The sequence below is a fragment of the Cellulomonas fengjieae genome, from assembly GCF_018388465.1.
Lineage (GTDB): Bacteria > Actinomycetota > Actinomycetes > Actinomycetales > Cellulomonadaceae > Cellulomonas > Cellulomonas fengjieae.
Map to the genome: position 1 here is coordinate 125,898 of NZ_CP074404.1, position 15,925 is coordinate 141,822.

The 15,925-nt window shown below is 73.2% G+C and carries 12 protein-coding genes; 3 read left to right on the top strand and 9 right to left on the bottom strand.

Annotation, left to right across the window (positions count from 1 at the left end; translation table 11 throughout):
* Positions 1-22: 22 nt before the first annotated feature.
* The 7 genes from KG102_RS00635 to KG102_RS00665 all read right to left on the bottom strand — a co-directional run bounded on the left by KG102_RS00635 (position 23) and on the right by KG102_RS00665 (position 10,576).
* A complete protein-coding gene (locus tag KG102_RS00635; protein ID WP_208210446.1) occupies positions 23-643 on the bottom strand; it encodes an L-threonylcarbamoyladenylate synthase in 621 nt (206 codons plus the stop codon).
* Positions 644-653: 10 nt separating this feature from the next.
* On the bottom strand, positions 654-1,034 hold the full coding sequence (locus KG102_RS00640) for a nucleotide pyrophosphohydrolase (protein ID WP_208289728.1): 381 nt from the start codon (positions 1,032-1,034) through the stop codon (positions 654-656).
* Positions 1,035-1,046: 12 nt separating this feature from the next.
* Positions 1,047-3,104 carry an elongation factor G gene (locus KG102_RS00645; RefSeq protein WP_208289727.1) on the bottom strand — a complete coding sequence of 686 codons (2,058 nt, stop codon included), beginning with the start codon at positions 3,102-3,104 and terminating at the stop codon, positions 1,047-1,049.
* A 98-nt stretch (positions 3,105-3,202) separates the two neighbouring features.
* Positions 3,203-4,153, bottom strand: a complete 951-nt coding sequence (locus KG102_RS00650; RefSeq protein WP_208289726.1) for an FKBP-type peptidyl-prolyl cis-trans isomerase — start codon at positions 4,151-4,153, stop codon at positions 3,203-3,205.
* 136 nt (positions 4,154-4,289) lie between these two features.
* Entirely contained in the window at positions 4,290-5,972 is a 1,683-nt protein-coding gene (locus KG102_RS00655; protein WP_208289725.1) for an alpha-amylase family protein, read from the bottom strand.
* Positions 5,969-7,000: a TIGR03885 family FMN-dependent LLM class oxidoreductase gene (locus tag KG102_RS00660; RefSeq protein WP_208210425.1), complete on the bottom strand. Its 1,032-nt coding sequence runs from the start codon at positions 6,998-7,000 to the stop codon at positions 5,969-5,971. Before KG102_RS00660 ends, KG102_RS00655 begins: the two co-directional genes overlap by 4 nt.
* Positions 7,001-7,081: 81 nt before the next feature.
* On the bottom strand, positions 7,082-10,576 hold the full coding sequence (locus tag KG102_RS00665; RefSeq protein ID WP_208289724.1) for a TM0106 family RecB-like putative nuclease: 3,495 nt from the start codon (positions 10,574-10,576) through the stop codon (positions 7,082-7,084).
* 134 nt (positions 10,577-10,710) lie between these two features.
* Here KG102_RS00665 and KG102_RS00670 point away from each other — a divergent pair, with 134 nt between their 5' ends.
* On the top strand, positions 10,711-12,165 hold the full coding sequence (locus KG102_RS00670) for a LamG domain-containing protein (protein WP_208289723.1): 1,455 nt from the start codon (positions 10,711-10,713) through the stop codon (positions 12,163-12,165).
* A 1-nt stretch (position 12,166) separates the two neighbouring features.
* Here the strand turns inward: KG102_RS00670 and KG102_RS00675 are convergent, their stop codons facing one another.
* A complete protein-coding gene (locus tag KG102_RS00675) occupies positions 12,167-12,805 on the bottom strand; it encodes a Pr6Pr family membrane protein (RefSeq protein ID WP_208289722.1) in 639 nt (212 codons plus the stop codon).
* A gap of 145 nt (positions 12,806-12,950) precedes the next feature.
* On the opposite strand from KG102_RS00675, the gene KG102_RS00680 reads away from it, so the two are divergent.
* A complete protein-coding gene (locus KG102_RS00680; RefSeq protein WP_208289721.1) occupies positions 12,951-13,805 on the top strand; it encodes an SDR family oxidoreductase in 855 nt (284 codons plus the stop codon).
* Between the two features lie 157 nt (positions 13,806-13,962).
* Entirely contained in the window at positions 13,963-15,609 is a 1,647-nt protein-coding gene (locus KG102_RS00685) for an ABC-F family ATP-binding cassette domain-containing protein (RefSeq protein WP_208210418.1), read from the top strand.
* A 9-nt stretch (positions 15,610-15,618) separates the two neighbouring features.
* On the opposite strand, the gene KG102_RS00690 is transcribed toward KG102_RS00685, so the two are convergent.
* Complete coding sequence (locus KG102_RS00690) at positions 15,619-15,804, bottom strand: hypothetical protein (protein WP_208289720.1); 186 nt, start codon at positions 15,802-15,804, stop codon at positions 15,619-15,621.
* Positions 15,805-15,925: the final 121 nt, after the last annotated feature.

Here is a 15,925-nt window from a genome sequence, read left to right on the forward strand (position 1 = left end):
CGGGCGCGGCCGGCCCGGGACATCAGCCGAAGCGGTCCGGGTCGCCGGCGCCCACGCGGACGACCTCGGGGGCGCCCTCGGTCCAGTCGACGACCGTCGTGGGCTCCGTGCCGCAGTCACCGGCGTCGACCACCGCGTCGAGCACCAGGTCGAGCTCCTCCTTGATCTGCCAGCCCTCGACCATCGGCCACTCGGCGCCGGGCATGAGCAGCGTGCTGGACAGGAGGGGCTCGCCGAGCTCGCGCAGGATCGCCAGCGCCACCGGGTGGTTCGGGATGCGCACGCCGATCGTCCGCTTCTTGGCGTGCGCCAGCCGCTTGGGCACCTCGGACGTGGCCGGGAGGATGAACGTGTACGGGCCGGGCGTCGCCGCCTTGATCGCGCGGAAGGCGCTGTTGTCCAGCTGGACCAGCTGCCCGAGCTGGGCGAAGTCGGCGCACACCAGCGTGAAGTGGTGCCGGTCGTCGAGGTGGCGGATGGCCCGGATGCGGTCCGCGCCGGCGTGGTTGTCGATCCGGGACCCGAGCGCGTAGCAGGAGTCGGTGGGGTAGGCGATCAGCGCGTCCTTGCGCAGCAGGTCGACCACCTGCGCGATCGACCGCGGCTGGGGGTTCTCGGGGTGGACGTCGAAGTACCGGGCCATGGTGACGAGGCTACGGCTTGTCCGGCGCGACGCCGCGGACCTGGTCGGCCGCGAACCGTACGTGCGACGCGGCCAGCTTGCTCCGCGCGGCCTCGCCCAGGTCGACGCCGAGCACGTCCGCCAGGCAGACCAGGTAGACGAGGACGTCGGCCATCTCCTCGGCCGCGCGGGCCTTGCGCGCGGGGTCGGCGAACCGTGCCACCGCCTGATCGGCCGGGACCCACTGGAACAGCTCGGCCAGCTCGCCGACCTCGCCCACGAGCGCGAGGAGCACCGATTTCGGGTCGTGGAACTGCTGCCAGTCCCGTTCGGTGCTGAACTCCCGGACGAGGCGGGTCAGCTGGGCGATCTCTGGCTCTGCGATCTCAGGCTCTGCGGTCTCGTCGGTCACGGGACGAGGATCTCAGGCCGGGACCAGGTGCTCGGGACACACCTCGAACCGGTCGGGCGCCATGGACAGCTCGGCGCGGCCACCGGTGAGCGAGCGCAGGTCGAGCACGTAGCGGGCGAGCTCCGCCTCCGGCACCGAGGCCTCGATCTGCACCAGGCCGCCGTCGAGGGAGGTCGTGGCGTCGATGTGGCCGCGGCGCGCGGACAGGTCGCTCATCACGTCGCCCTGCGCGGCGATCGGCACCGTCACGGACACGTGGCTCACGGGCTCCAGCACGATGGTGCCGGCCGCGTGCAACGCCTCGCGCACGCCCGCCGCACCGGCGGTCCGGAACGCCATGTCCGAGGAGTCGACCGAGTGCGACTTGCCGTCGTAGACCTCGACGCGCAGGTCGACCACCGGGTACCCGTGCGGGCCACCCGCGGCCATCGCCTCGAGGACACCCTTGTGCACCGCCTGCACGTACGTCCGCGGGATGGCACCGCCGACGACGGCGTCGACGAACTCGACCCCGGAGCCGGGCGGCAGCGGCGCCACCCGCAGCTGCACCACCGCGAACTGCCCGTGCCCGCCCGACTGCTTCTTCACCTTGCCCTCGGCGGTCACCTCGCGCCGGATCGTCTCCCGGTACCCCACGGGCACGGGCGACGTGCTCACGTGCACCCCGAAGACGCGGGCCAGCCGCTCGAGGGCGACCGCCAGGTGGGTGTCGCCCAGGCCCAGCAGGACCGTGCTGTCCCCGGAGCGCTCCACACGCAGCGTCGGGTCCTCGGCGGTCAGCCGGGTCAGCGCGGCGGAGAGGCGGTCGTCGTCCGACTGCGTGACCGGTTCCAGCGCGAGACCGAACACGGTCGCCCGCTCACGCGGGGGCCGGGCGGTCATCGACGCACCAGGCCCGGAACGCTGTGCCAGCAGGCTTCCCGACAGCGTCCCGGTGAGCTTGGCCACCGCGCCGATCTGCCCCGCCGGCACCGCGTCGACCGGGAGGTGCTCCTTGCCGCGCAGCCGGAACAGGCCGGGGATCCGCTCCTCGGTGCGCGTCGCGGTGTTGAGCAGGCGGTCGCCGTTGCGGACGGTCCCCGACAGCACGCGGAACATGGTGACCTGGCCGACGAACGGGTCGGCGAGCGTCCGGAACGCGTACAGCAGCGTGGGCCCGGCCGGGTCGGCGGCCACCTCGACCTCGGTCCTGCCCGCCAGCACGCGCGCGGTCCGGTCGGCCGGTGACGGGCCGAGCTCGCACAGCAGGTCCGCGAGCCGGTCGACGCCCACACCCGTGACCCCCGACACGAGCACGACCGGGAACGCCGCACCGGCGGCGACCTCGTGCGCGAGCGTGCTCTCCAGCTCGGCGGAGGTCGGCACGTCACCCGACAGGTACCGCTCCAGCTGCGCGTCGTCGTGCGCGACGATCTCCTCGGTGACCTCGTCGTGCAGGCGGTGCTCCTCCTCGGACAGGCTCACCGGGAGCGCCTCGACGTGGTGGCGGCCGTCCGGGTCGTACGCGAGGCCCTCCTCGCTGAGCACGTCCGCGACCCCGGTGAACCCCGACTCCTCGCCCAGCGGCAGCTCGAGCGGGACGAGCCCGTCGCCGAACGCCTCCCGCAGGTCCGCCAGCACGTGGCGGAAGTCCGCCCGCGCCTTGTCCTCCTTGGTGACGACGACCATGCGCGGCACCCCGGCCTCGGCCGCGAGCCGCCAGGCGGCGTGGGTGCCGGCCTGCACCCCGTCGACCGCGCTGACCACGACCAGCGCGAGGTCCGCGACCGCCAGGGCGGCGTCGACCGCGCCCGCGAAGTCCGCCGACCCCGGGGTGTCCAGCAGGGTCACGTCGTAGGAGCTGCCGTCGGTCGCGGTCCAGGAGAAGGGGGCGACGCCGAGGCCCAGGGACATGCCTCGGGCGATCTCCTCGGGCTCGTGGTCGCACACCGTCGACCCGTCCTCGACCCGGCCGGCCCGGTTCAGCGCACCCGACCGGTGCAGCAGCGCCTCGGCGAGGGTCGTCTTGCCCGATCCCGCGGCGCCCAGCAGCGCCACCGTCCGGATCCGCGGCGTCGTTGCCTGGTCCATGGCCCACTCCCCGTCGAGGGTTGCTCTTGAGCCACCCTAGGACGCCACGAGCCCGGGACGCGAGGAACGTCCCGGGCTCGTGGTGGTGGTGCGGTGGGTCAGGACGCCGCGAGGATGTCCACGACGAAGATCAGCGTCGAGTTCGCCGGGATGGTCTCCGTCGCCTCGGCGCCGTAGCCCTTGTCCGGCGGGACGACGAGCAGCACCTGGCTGCCGACCGTCTGGCCGGGCAGGCCCTCGGTCCAGCCCGCGATCACGCCGTTCAGCGGGAACGTCGCCGGCTCTCCGCTGTCGAAGGACGACTCGACGGGCGTGCCGTCCCAGAGGAACAGGCTGTAGTTCACGGTGAGCGTCTGGTCCGCGGTGACCTCGGCGCCGGTGCCCTTGATGAGCGGCTGCACGACGAGGCTCGTCGGGGCGTCGCCGCCGACGGGCGTCACGGTGGGCTTGCCGGCGTCGTCGAGCGTGACGGTCGGGAGGCCGGCGGGCGGGGTCACAGCCTCACCCTCCGGTCCGTCCAGGGGCTTGGGCGTGTCCTGCGCGTCGACGACCTCGCCGACCACGACGTTGGTGCCCGACTCGCTGGGGACGGCGAAGACGATGCGGACGCCGACCTTCTGGCCGACGAGCGCGTCGTGCAGGTCGGGGACCAGCTGGTCGTCGGCGACGATCTTCTCGGCCTGGCTGGAGTACGTGTCGCCCAGCTCGGTGCCGTCGGCGCCGGAGACCGCGGTGGTCTGGATGGCGAGCGTCTGGCCGTCGGTGATCTCGGCACCGTCGCCCTCGTCCACCACCCGGACGACGAGGCTCTCGACCTCGAACGGCGTGGTCGGGAGGGTGATCGTCGGCTTGCTGCCGCGGTCACCCTCGACCTTGACCTTCTCCAGCGCCGCGACGTCGGCGGCGCTCGCGGTAGACGAGGCGGTCGAGGACGCGGACGGCTTGGGGTCGTCGGCCGAGCCGCCGGAGCAGGCGGTCAGCGCGAGGCCGAGGGACAGGACGAGAGCGGTGGCGGCGTAGCCGCGGCGAGCGGTGGTCGTGCGGCGCACGAAGATCCTCCGGAAGTTCGGGTCCCGCCCGATGAGGCGGCGGACCCGGGAACGGTACGCGAGATTGCTGGGAGTCCGCTGGACGGGGTGCCCGCCGGGCGGTGCGAAACGCTTCAGTCGCCACCGCCCGCGGGCCTCACAGGAGCCGGCGGTCGCCCTCGCGCACCACGCGCAGCCAGCGGTAGCCGTACCCGTCGAGCTCGACCTCGGTGGCTCCGCGGGCGTCGACCGTGCACGCCCCGTCCTGCAGCAGGTCGACCAGGCGCACGCTCTCGTCGCAGTCGTCGAGCCGCAGGGGCACCATGACCGACTCGGCGCCCAGGTTGTGCAGCGCGACGAGCGAGCCGTCGTCCCAGGTGCTGCGGTGGGCGAGCACCGCACCGTGGGGCTGGTCCAGGACCTCGGCCCTCGGGGTCCAGCCGAGCTCCGGGCACTCGCGGTAGCGACGGACCAGCAGCCGGATGAAGCTCAGGAGCGAGTCGGGGTCGCGTCGCTGGTCCGCGACGTTGACGTGCTCGGGGGAGAAGCCGCCCTCGGTGACCGGACCCGCGAGCTTGCGCTTGGGCGCTCGCGAGAACCCGCCGTTCACCTCCGACGTCCACTGCATGGGCGTGCGGACCGCCAGCCGGCCCTCGGCCGCCAGGTTCTCGCCCATGCCGATCTCCTCGCCGTAGAACAGCACCGGGGTGCCGGGCAGGGAGAACAGCAGGGAGTAGACCATCCGGATGCGGCGGGGGTCGCCGCCGAGCATCGGCGGCAGGCGCCTTCTCAGCCCGCGCCCGTACAGCTGCATGTCGGGGTCCGGGCCGAAGGCGTCGAACACCTCCTGCTTCTCGTCCTCGGCGAGCTTGTCCAGCGTGAGCTCGTCGTGGTTGCGCACGAACGTGGCCCACTGGGCGTCGTGCGGGATGTCCGGTCGCTCCTGGAGGGCCTTCGCGATCGGTCCCGCATCCTGCCGCGCGAGCGCCAGGTAGAGGTTCTGCATCCCGATGAAGTCGAACTGCAGCGACAGCTGGTCGCTGTCGGCGCCGTCACCGCCGAAGTAGAGCTTCTGCTCCTCGTAGGGCAGGTTGACCTCGCCCATGAGGATCGCGTCGCCCACGCGGCGCGTGAGGAACGCCCGCAGCTCCTTGAGGAAGTCGTGCTTGTCCTCGACCTTGTCTCCGGGGGTGTTGGCGGCGTCCGCGAGGAAGAACGGCACCGCGTCCACCCGGAACCCGCTCAGCCCCAGCTCCGCCCAGTACCCGATGACCTTCGCGATCGCGTCCCTGACCTGCGGGTTCGCCGTGTTCAGGTCCGGCTGCTGGTGGTAGAAGGTGTGCCGGTACCACTCGCCGGTGGCGTCGTCCTTGGTCCAGATGCCGTCCTCCTTGTCCGGGAAGACGACCTTCTCCTTGGTGGACGGGGGCGGGTCGGAACGCCACACGTAGAAGTCGCGGAACGGGCTGTCCTTGCTCTTGCGCGCGCTGACGAACCACGGGTGCTTCTCGGACGTGTGGTTCACCACCAGGTCGACGATCACGCGGATCCCGCGGTCCTTCGCGGTCCGGATCACCTCGACCAGGTCGCCCGAGTCGCCCAGCCGCGGGTCGACGCCGTAGAAGTCGGAGACGTCGTAGCCGTCGTCGTAGTCGGCGGTCGGGTAGAACGGCATGAGCCACAGGCACGTGACGCCGAGGTCCGCCAGGTGGTCGATGCGCTGGAGGAGGCCGCGCAGGTCGCCGACGCCGTCGTCGTTCCAGTCCATGTACGTCTCGACGTCCAGGCAGTAGATGACCGCGTTCTTCCACCACAGGTCACCGGTGTCGTGGATCCTCACGCGCCCACCTGCTTCAGCTGGGGGAGCAGGTGCTCGGCGGCCATGTCGACGAACGCGTCGAGCGTCGCGCTGCGCGGGGTGCTCGTCGGTGCGGCGTCGTCGTGCTTGTCGTGGCTGGGGCGAGGGTCCGTGGCTGCCTGGTGCAGGTAGACGGCGTCGAACCCGAGGGCGACCAGCTCGCTCACGCGGTCGGCGAGGCGCGCGGGGTCGTGGTCGATCAGCAGGCTGCGGTGCAAGGAGTCGTCGCCGACGTGGACGCCGAGGGAGTCGAACGCCTCGGGGGTGTCCAGGTCCCATGCCACGGGCGGACCGAACACCTGGCCCGCCATCTGCTCCCGGGCCACCGTCAGCGCCAGCTCGGCGGTCGGCGCCCACGAGAGGTGCACCTGCAGTGCGATCTGCCCACGCCCGCCGGCGTCGCGGTACTCCTGCACCACCTGCTTCATGATCTCGGGGCTCTGGTTCACCGTGACCAGTCCGTCGGCCCAGTCGGCGTGCGCCCGGGCGGTCGCCGGGGTGACCGCCGGCCCGATGAGCAGCGGCTTCTCGTCGGGAAGCGTCCAGAGCTTGGCCCGGTCCACCGTCACCAGCCCGTCGTGCGTGACCTCCTCGCCGTCCAGCAGCGCCCGGATCACCTCGACGCACTCCCGCAGGCGTGCGTCGCGCTTCGCCTTGGCCGGCCAGCGGTCACCCGTGATGTGCTCGTTGACGTTCTCACCGGAGCCCAGCGCCACCCAGAACCGGCCCGGGAACATCGCGGCGAGCGTCGCGGCCGCCTGGGCGATGATCGCGGGGTGGTACCGCTGGCCCGGTGCGTTGACCGCGCCGAGCGGCAGGCCGGTGGTGGCCAGCGCCGCACCCAGCCACGTCCACGCGAAGCCCGAGTGCCCCTGGGCGACCGACCAGGGTGCCCAGTGGTCCGAGCACATGGCGGCGTCGAACCCCGCCTGCTCCGCGCGCTGGGTGGCCGCGAGCAGCGCGGCCGGGTGGACCTGCTCGTGTGCGTTGTGGAACCCGACGATCGTCATGGGCATCGGTTCTACCGGCTGCAGCCCTCGCCCGCCCGTCGAGCGGCGTACCTCCGGGCGCCGAGAACACCGTGGTTCGCGCTATGAGCGGCCAGAACGCGACCAATGTCGTTCTCGAACGTCTGCGTCACACAGCCCGATGAACGCACCCAGCTCCGCGAGGGTCTCCGGGCGGGTCGGCAGGTAGTCGGTGAGGCGCGTCGAGCGGACGATGACCGCGCACCACTGCGCGCGCGAGACAGCGACGTTCAGCCGGTTGCGGTTGAGCAGGAACTCCATCCCGCGCGGCACCTCGTCGGCGGACGACGCGCACGTCGTGACCAGCACGACAGCGGCCTCCTGACCCTGGAACTTGTCCACCGTGCCCACCCGGACGTCGGGGATACCCGCTGCCTCCAGCGCCCGGCGGACGGTCCAGACCTGGGCGTTGTAGGGCGCGACGACGAGGACGTCCTGGCCCGTCAGGGGCCGGGCGGTGCCGTCCGTCCAGTCGCGGCCGAGCAGCGCACGGATCTCGTCGACGACCACCGCGGCCTCCTCGGGCGACGACACCGCGTTGCCCACGTGGTCGACGGCGACGGTCCGCAGCCCGGGCTCGACACCGTCGAGCGACCGCTGCGCCGTGCGGGGGACCGCAGTGAGCCGGTCCTCGTAGGACAGACGCGACACCGCCGCGCACAGGGCCGGGTGCATGCGCCAGGTGCGCGCCAGGAAGTAGCCGAGCTCGTCGGGAAGCGTGTCGTGCCCGTCGACCAGCCAGCCGAGCGCCGACCGGTCCACCGGCTCCGGGTGCCGGCCCTGCGTGACCTGCGGCAGCTGCTGCGGGTCGCCGAGCAGCAGCAGGTTCCGCGCCGCCGTGGACACCGCGATCGTGTCGGCCAGGGAGAACTGCCCCGCCTCGTCGATGACGAGCAGGTCGAAGCCACCGCTCGGGATCCGGTCGCCGCTGGTGAAGTCCCACTTGGTGCCGCCGACCACGAACCCGCCGGGCTGCCGGTCGTGGAACGCCCGGGCGCGCCTGCCGTCGGGCAGCGACTCCCAGACGGCGTCGTCGGGGTGCTGGTCCTGCGCCTTCTTGCCGATCTGCTCGGGTGCCAGGCCCGCGTCGTTCACCGCCCGCAGCATGTTCTCGACGACCGCGTGCGACTGCGCGACGACGCCCACCTTCCAGCCCTGCGCCGCGAGCGCCGCGACGACGTGACCGCCGGTGTACGTCTTGCCCGTCCCGGGCGGACCCTGGACGGCGAGGTAGGAGCCGTCGAGGTCGAGGACCGCGGCGATGATCGCCTCGGTGGTGCCCGTGACGTCGTCGGGCCGGGGTAGCGCAAGGGTGCGGGTGCGCGGGGGGATGCGGCGCAGCAGGTCGACCGCGGGCAGGTCCGGCAGCGCGGGGAGCCCGTCGGCCACGGCCTCGACGAGGACGCGGATGGCCGCCTCGATGCCCGTGGTCTGCGGCCCGGGGGTCGGCGCGAGGGCCATGGGCAGGCCCGGAGCGGGGACCTCACCCTTGCGCAGCCGCTCGACGATCCGCAGGACGTCGCGGGTGCCGGACGCCGAGTCGCTCGCGTGCTGCGTCGTCACGCCGAGGACCTCGACGCTCTGCGTCCACCCGCGATGCCCGGTGCTCGACGTCTGGGCGTAGGCCGGCGGTGGGTCGTAGAGGGCGTACGCCTTGCCGCCCACGCGCAGGTCGCTGCCCGGCTCCAGGTGTCCCGCAACCCGCAGGACGCGGCCGAACGTCTGCTTGCCGGGGCCGATGTTCCAGTCCTCGACCACCTCGGGTGACCCGTCGACCAGCAGCGTGCCGCGCGGGTCCAGCCACTCGGCGGGGTCGGACTGCAGCCGGTCGAAGTGCGCCCACCAGAACGGCTTGGCCTCCCGCGTGTGGTAGTCGACCGCGGCCGCGAGCAGCCGGACCGCCTGCTGGTCGCGTGGGTGCTCGAGCCGCTCGGCCTTCGCCAGCACGTCCGCGACCAGCGGGTCGACCGGCTCAGGCTCCCGCAGATCGGCCGCCACGGACCCCGTCGGCGCCGGTCCGTGGTCCAGCAGCCAGTCGCGCAGCCGCAGCGTCGAGACGCAGTCGTACCGGTTGTACCCGGCGATCTCGTCGAGCTTCTTGCGCCACTGCGTGTCGTTGCCGGCGTCGCGCAGGTCGCACGCCTCGGCGTACTCGGTGATGGAGTCGGTCGCGGTGGTCACGTCCCCCTCGCGGGTCTGATCACCCATGTACAGCGGCTCGAGCTTCTTCAGCGAGTACGAGGCGGCACCCACCCGCAGGCCGCGGCGCACGGTGGCGTACAGGTCGACCAGCACGCCGTCGCGCAGCAGCTGGTCCACCTGGTCCTCGCCGACGCCGTGCCGGCCGGCGAGCCGCAGCAGGGCCGTCCGCTCGTAGGGGGCGTAGTGGTAGACGTGCATGCCGGGGTGCGCGGCGCGGCGCTCGGCGACGTACGCGAGGAAGTCGACGAACGCCCGCTTCTCCTGCGCGCGGTCGTGCGCCCAGAACGGCCGGAACGCCTCGCCGGCCTCGACCACGCCGAACAGGTACTCCAGCCCCCAGTCGGCGGGCTCGTCGGCGGAGGCCGAGTCGTCGGTCCACAGCGGGTCGCCCTCGAAGTCGAAGAAGATGTCTCCCGGGTCGGGTGCGGGCAGGTCGGCGACTGCCGCCGGGTCGACCACCTCGAAGACCAGCGGCTCGGCCGACGTCTCCTGCCGGACCTGGAGCGCTGCCTGCCGACGCAGGTTGGCCAGCGTCGCACCGCCGATGCCCGGCACCGGGTCGGTCCCGGCCGCCAGCTGGTCGATGGTCCGGACCCCGGCCGCCGCGAGCCGAGCCCGCTGCGTCGAGCGCAGGCCCGCAACCAGCAGGACGTCCCGGTGCGCCGCGACCTGCGCCGCGCAGGCGTCGCACCGACCGCACGCGCGGTAGCGGGCGTCTCCCCACGTCACCGGGCGACCGCCCGCCCGGTGCTCGTCGAGCACCTGCTCCAGGCGCGCACGGCGCTCGCGGTAGAGCGGGAGCAGGTCGGCCAGCCGGTGGCTGGACCGCGACCGGTCGCCGAGGACCAGGTGGACCTCGTCGGTGACGGGGACCCCCGAACGGATCAGCTGGTCCGCGTACGCCGCCAGCTGCAGGAGGGCCGTGACCTTCACGCTGCGGGCCAGCTTGGTGTCCAGGACCGACCAGCGGCCGTCCTCGCGGACCAGGAAGTCGGCCCAGCCCGTGAACCGGCCGTCGAAGAACCCGGCCTGGTAGACGACGTCGGCGCCGGACGAGAGGGCCTCCAGCGTCGCCGCGTGCACGCGTTCCAGCGCGGCGCGCTCGCCGGCCTCGTCGTACCGGGGCCGGGCGATCATCACCACGGGGTGCGACGCGCGGTACGACCGCAGCACGCGGTCCTCGTGCGCCGAGCCCAGCGCGGAGACGCGTTCCAGCATCGCGTCGGCGGCGATCGGCACCGGCTCGCTCCAGCCGAGCCGGCCGTCGAGGTGGCTGAGGACGGCAAGCTCGCAGGCGGCGGCGTTGGCCAGGTCGCTCGGGCTGAGGACCAGGCCGCCGTCGTCGAGGAGGAACATGCGCTGAGGCTAGACGGCGTCTCCCACACCTCCCGGGCAGATCGCCCCGTACGGGGGTGTTCAGGACATCGCCGGGCCAGTAGATTCCGCGCAGCCCTGCGGGACCGCCGCGCGGCAGAGGCAAGGGGGCCGTCGTGCGCGCAGCGTTCCGGATCAGTGCCATCGCCGTCGTGACCGCGAGCGCGCTCGTCGTGCCGGCGGTGGCCGCGTCGGCCTGGACGTACCCGACGGGCCGCGCGCCGGTGGTGTCGGAGGCCGGGACGTCGGACCCCGCGACCACCTGCGCGGTCGGGGCCGAGCGTCCCTGGGTACGGAGCACCGCACCGACCCTGAGGGCCACGCTGAGCGACCCCGACGGGCAGGCGGTGCGCGCGACCTTCGCCGTCCTCGACTCCCGCGCCCGCGTGGTCTGGGCGCCGCCGGCGACCGCCGCGCAGGCGTCGGGCGCGCAGCACGCCGTCCAGGTCCCCGAGGGTCGCCTCCAGGACGGCGGCACGTACACCTGGCTCGTCACCGGCCGGGACGCGGGCGGACGCTGGGGTCTGCCGACCATCTGCCAGTTCGGCGTCGACGCCGCGGCTCCCGCGATCCCGGTCGTGACGCCGGTCGCCGGTGAGCCTGCCGTCTACGTGGAGGACGCCTCGTCCGGCGGCGTCGGCCAGCGAGGCTCCTTCGCCCTGAGCGACGAGGCGGCGGACGTCGTCGCGTACCGGTACTCGTTCGACAGCTCCGCGCTCGACCAGACCGTCGCCGCGAGCTCCCCGACGATCACGTACACACCCACCACCTCCGGCCCGCACACGCTGGAGGTGCAGGCCGTCGACCGGGCGGGCAACGTGAGCCCGTCGCGCCTGTACCGCTTCACGGTCACCCCGTCCGCCCCGACCGGCGGCGGCCGGTGGCTGCTGGACGAAGGCGCCGGCAGCACCGCGTCGAGCACCGGGAGCGCGGCGCCGCTGACCCTCACCCCGAGCACGACCTGGACGGCGGGCCCGCTCGCCGAGTTCGGCTCGAAGCCCGCCGACCGGGCACTGCTCCTGGACGACCCCGCCGACGGCGCGGCGGCCGCGGGTCCGGTCGTCGACACGTCGGTGAGCTTCACGGTCTCCGCGTTCGTCCGGCTCGACACGCTCGGCGCCCGAGGGACGGCGGTCAGCCAGGACGGTTCCCTGACCAGCGGCTTCGCGCTGGGCTACGACACGACTGGCTGCGCGGACGGGGCGCCCGCGTGCTGGACCTTCGGCATGGCCCGGGACGAGGTCGGTGCCGACGCGGCCGTGGTGCGGTCCGAGGCGCCGGCGAGCACGGGCTCCTGGGTGCAGCTCACGGGCGTGTACGACCGGGATCTGGGCACGGTCGACCTGTACGTCTGCGAGGTGGGCACCCCGGACGCGCCCGGCTCGAGGAACCCGGAGGGCAGCTCTCCGGTGGACTTCTCCGCCACCTGGTCCGCGACCGGCCCCTTCCGGCTCGGTCAGGGGTTCGACGGCGACGCGCCCTTCGGCGGCGCGGTCAGCTCCGTCGCGGTCACCGAGGGTGTTGCCGCCTCGCTGCCGTCGATCCGGCGGTCCTGCTCGGCGGGCGCCTGAGTCAGGCGGGAACCCGGACCCGTCCGGCGGAGCCGACCAGCGCGCGGGCGGGCAGCAGCCGGTCGATGCCGATGATGACCAGCCCGAGCACCCAGAACCCGGCGCCGTACAGCAGGACGTTCAGGCCCAGCCCGCCCCAGCCGAGCTCGCCGCGGTCGACGAAGCCGTACGGGTATGCCAGGTCGGGCCAGCCCAGCCCGCGGACGGTCACGAGCGCGACGTACGCGAGCAGGTAGCCGAGCCAGTACAGCGAGTGGCGCAGGCGCAGCCGGTGGTGGGCGTCGACGAGCAGGAAGTCGAGGAAGGCGGCGACCGGGTCGATCTGGTGCTCGATCTGGCCCGACGTGAGCCCGAACGCCACGCTGGGGGCATCCGCCCCCTCGGGTGCCAGCACGAAGGTCGCGACCAGGCCCGTGATCAGCAGGAACAGCGTGACGCCGCCCTTGAGCCAGCCGGGGGGCTGCGCCCGGTGCCGCAGCGACGCGATGCCGCCCCAGATCATCACCACGGCGAGCAGCAGGCCCGACTGGTTGGTGAAGTACAGCAACCCGTCCAGCTGCCCGCGCAGCCAGATCTCCTGCGTGCCGATGAGGGCGAGCGCGGCGACGGCGAACCGGAACAGCGCGACGACGACGTCCAAGACGGCCCCCTGACCGGTCGCGACGGGTGGTGACCACCGTGGCACGCGGGATCGGCGCTCAGAAAGGGCTGCTCGACGGGAAGGTTCCGGGCAGCCGTTCGGTTGCCTCGAAGAAGCAGCAGGACCCGCTGAGAGGAACCCCGTCATGTCCGTCGTCGTCACCGGTGCCAGCGGGCACCTCGGCCGTCTCGTCGTGCAGCACCTCCTCGCGGGCGGGATGCCCGCCGACCAGGTCGTCGCCGGAGGGCGGCGGACCGAGCGGCTCGAGGACCTCGGCACCCGCACGGCGACGGTGGACTACGACGACCCGGCGTCGCTGGAGACGGCGTTCGCCGGGGCCGAGACCGTCCTGCTCGTCTCGGGCAGCGAGGTCGGTCAGCGGGTCGCCCAGCACGGACGGGTCATCGACGCCGCGAAGGCCGCCGGGGTCCGCCGCGTCGTCTACACGAGCGCGCCGCACGCCGACACCACCGGCCTCGTCCTCGCACCGGAGCACAAGGCGACCGAGGAGCTCCTGCGCGCATCGGGTCTCGCGTGGACCGTCCTGCGCAACAACTGGTACACCGAAAACTACGTCGGCACGCTGCACCAGGCACGGAGCACCGGCGTGATCCTGACCAGCGCCGGCGACGGGCGCGTCGCCAGCGCGACCCGCGACGACTTCGCCGCGGGGGCTGCGGCGGTGCTGCTGGGCGGCGAGCACGACGGCCGCGTGTACGAGCTGTCCGGTGACGTCGCCTGGTCGTTCGACGACCTCGCCGAGGCGGCCTCGACGGTGCTCGGGGTGCCCGTCGTCGCCAAGCGGGTCTCCTCCGAGGAGCACCGCGCGATCCTGGTCGGCGCGGGTCTCGACGAGGGCACCGCCGGGTTCGTCGCGGCCCTCGACGCCGACATCGCCCGGGGCGACCTGGCCGACGCGACGTCGGACCTGCGCACCCTCATCGGCCGCCCGACGACGCCTCTGGTCGACGGCCTGCGCGCGGCGCTCGCGGAGTCCTGACCGCTCCGAGCGGTATCGAATCCAGCCGCTCCTGTGACTGGCGAGGCCGGCGTGACGGGTGAGTCGCCTCGAGCGCCCCACCAGTCACTCGGGCACGAGGAGCGGCTGGTTCCGACGGCGAGGCGATGTGCCGCCCCCGAGCAAGGAGAATGACCGCATGACCGCAACCGTTCAGGCCAAGGGTGTCGGGGCCGGCTTCGGCGATCGTGAGCTGTTCTCCGGTGTCGACCTCGTCGTCGCGCCCGGCGACGTCGTCGGCCTCGTCGGGCCCAACGGCGCCGGCAAGTCGACGCTCCTGCAGATCCTCGGCGGCCGCCGCCAGCCCGACACGGGCAGCGTCTCTGTGTCACCGGCGCACGCGCAGCTGGGCTACCTGGCGCAGGAGATCGAGCGCGTCGACGGCGAGTCCGTGCGGGCGCACCTGGAGCGCCGGACCGGCGTGGCCGACGCGCAGCGCGAGCTCGACCGGGCCGCCGACGCGTTCGGCGCCGGCGAGGAGGGAGCCGACGACGTCTACGCCGAGGCGCTCGAACGCTGGCTCGCGCTCGGTGGCGCCGACCTCGAGGCGCGGCTCGGCACGGTGGCCGACGACCTCGGGCTGACCGTCGACCTCGACCACCCGATGACCGCGCTGTCCGGCGGGCAGGCGGCGCGCGTGGGTCTGGCGGCGCTGCTCCTCTCGCGGTACGACCTGTACCTGCTGGACGAGCCGACCAACGACCTGGACGCGGCCGGCCTGGACCTGCTGGAGGATTTCGTCGTGCGGTCGGAGGCCGCCATCGTGGTCGTCAGCCACGACCGCGAGTTCCTGAGCCGCACGGTCACGGCCGTCGTCGAGATCGACCGCAGCCTGCAGCGCGTCTCCACCTACGGCGGCAGCTACGACTCGTACCTGGAGGAGCGCTCGATCGCCCGGCGCCGGGCGCGCGAGGCGTACGAGGGCTACGCGTCGCGGCTCGACGCCCTGAACGCCCGCGCCCGCATGCAGCGCGCGTGGATGGAGAAGGGTGTCCGCAACGCCCGCCGGAAGGCCTCCGACAACGACAAGTTCGTGAAGCACCACCGCGGCGAGACGTCCGAGAAGCAGGCCGCGAAGGCCCGGCAGACCGACAAGATGATCGCCCGCCTGGACGTGATCGAGGAGCCGCGCAAGGAGTGGCAGCTCCAGATGAGCATCGCCACGGCCGCTCGGTCGGGTGCGATCGTCGCGGTCGCGCGCAACGCGGTGCTGACCCGTGGCGAGTTCACGCTCGGGCCGGTCGACCTCCAGCTGGCCTGGAAGGACCGCGTCGCGGTCACCGGGCCCAACGGCGCCGGCAAGTCCACGCTGCTCGCCCTGCTGCTGGGCCGCCTGGAGCCGACGTCCGGCACGGTGGACCTCGGGTCCGGCGTGCTCGTCGGCGAGGTGGACCAGGCGCGGCGCGCGTTCGAGGGCGACGAGCCCCTGGTCGACGCGTTCTCCCGGGAGGTCCCCGACTGGCCGACCGCCGACGTCCGCACGCTGCTGGCCAAGTTCGGCCTCGGCGGGCACCACATCCACCGGCCGGCGTCCTCGCAGTCGCCCGGTGAGCGGACCCGCGCGGCCCTCGCGCTGCTGCAGGCCCGCGGCGTCAACCTGCTGGTCCTCGACGAGCCGACCAACCACCTGGACCTGCCGGCGATCGAGCAGCTGGAGTCCGCGCTGGACAGCTTCGAGGGGACGATCCTGCTGGTCACGCACGACCGCCGGATGCTGGACACCGTCCGGCTGACCCGCCGCTGGCACGTCGAGGACGGCCAGGTCACCGAGGTGACCGCGGACTGACGCCGAGGATCAGCCCTCGGGGGTGATCCCGCGGTGGCGCGCGACCATGGCGAACGCCAGGCGCAGCACGACCGTCAGCGCTCCGATGAGCATCACGAGCGCGCCGATCGAGGCCGCCGGCGTCAAGCCGGTCACCAGCCCGATCACCATCGCCAACGCGCCGGCCACGATCGCGGTTTTCTCGCCGTGGGTCATGTCTCGTCCCTCGCTCGGTCACGGCAGGGCGCCGCAACGGGGCGCTGAGGTTTTCACAGCCCGTTCGGAGAAGCAAAGAGCGGGCCCAGGCCGGCATCCCTCTGACGACGCCGAATCGGCG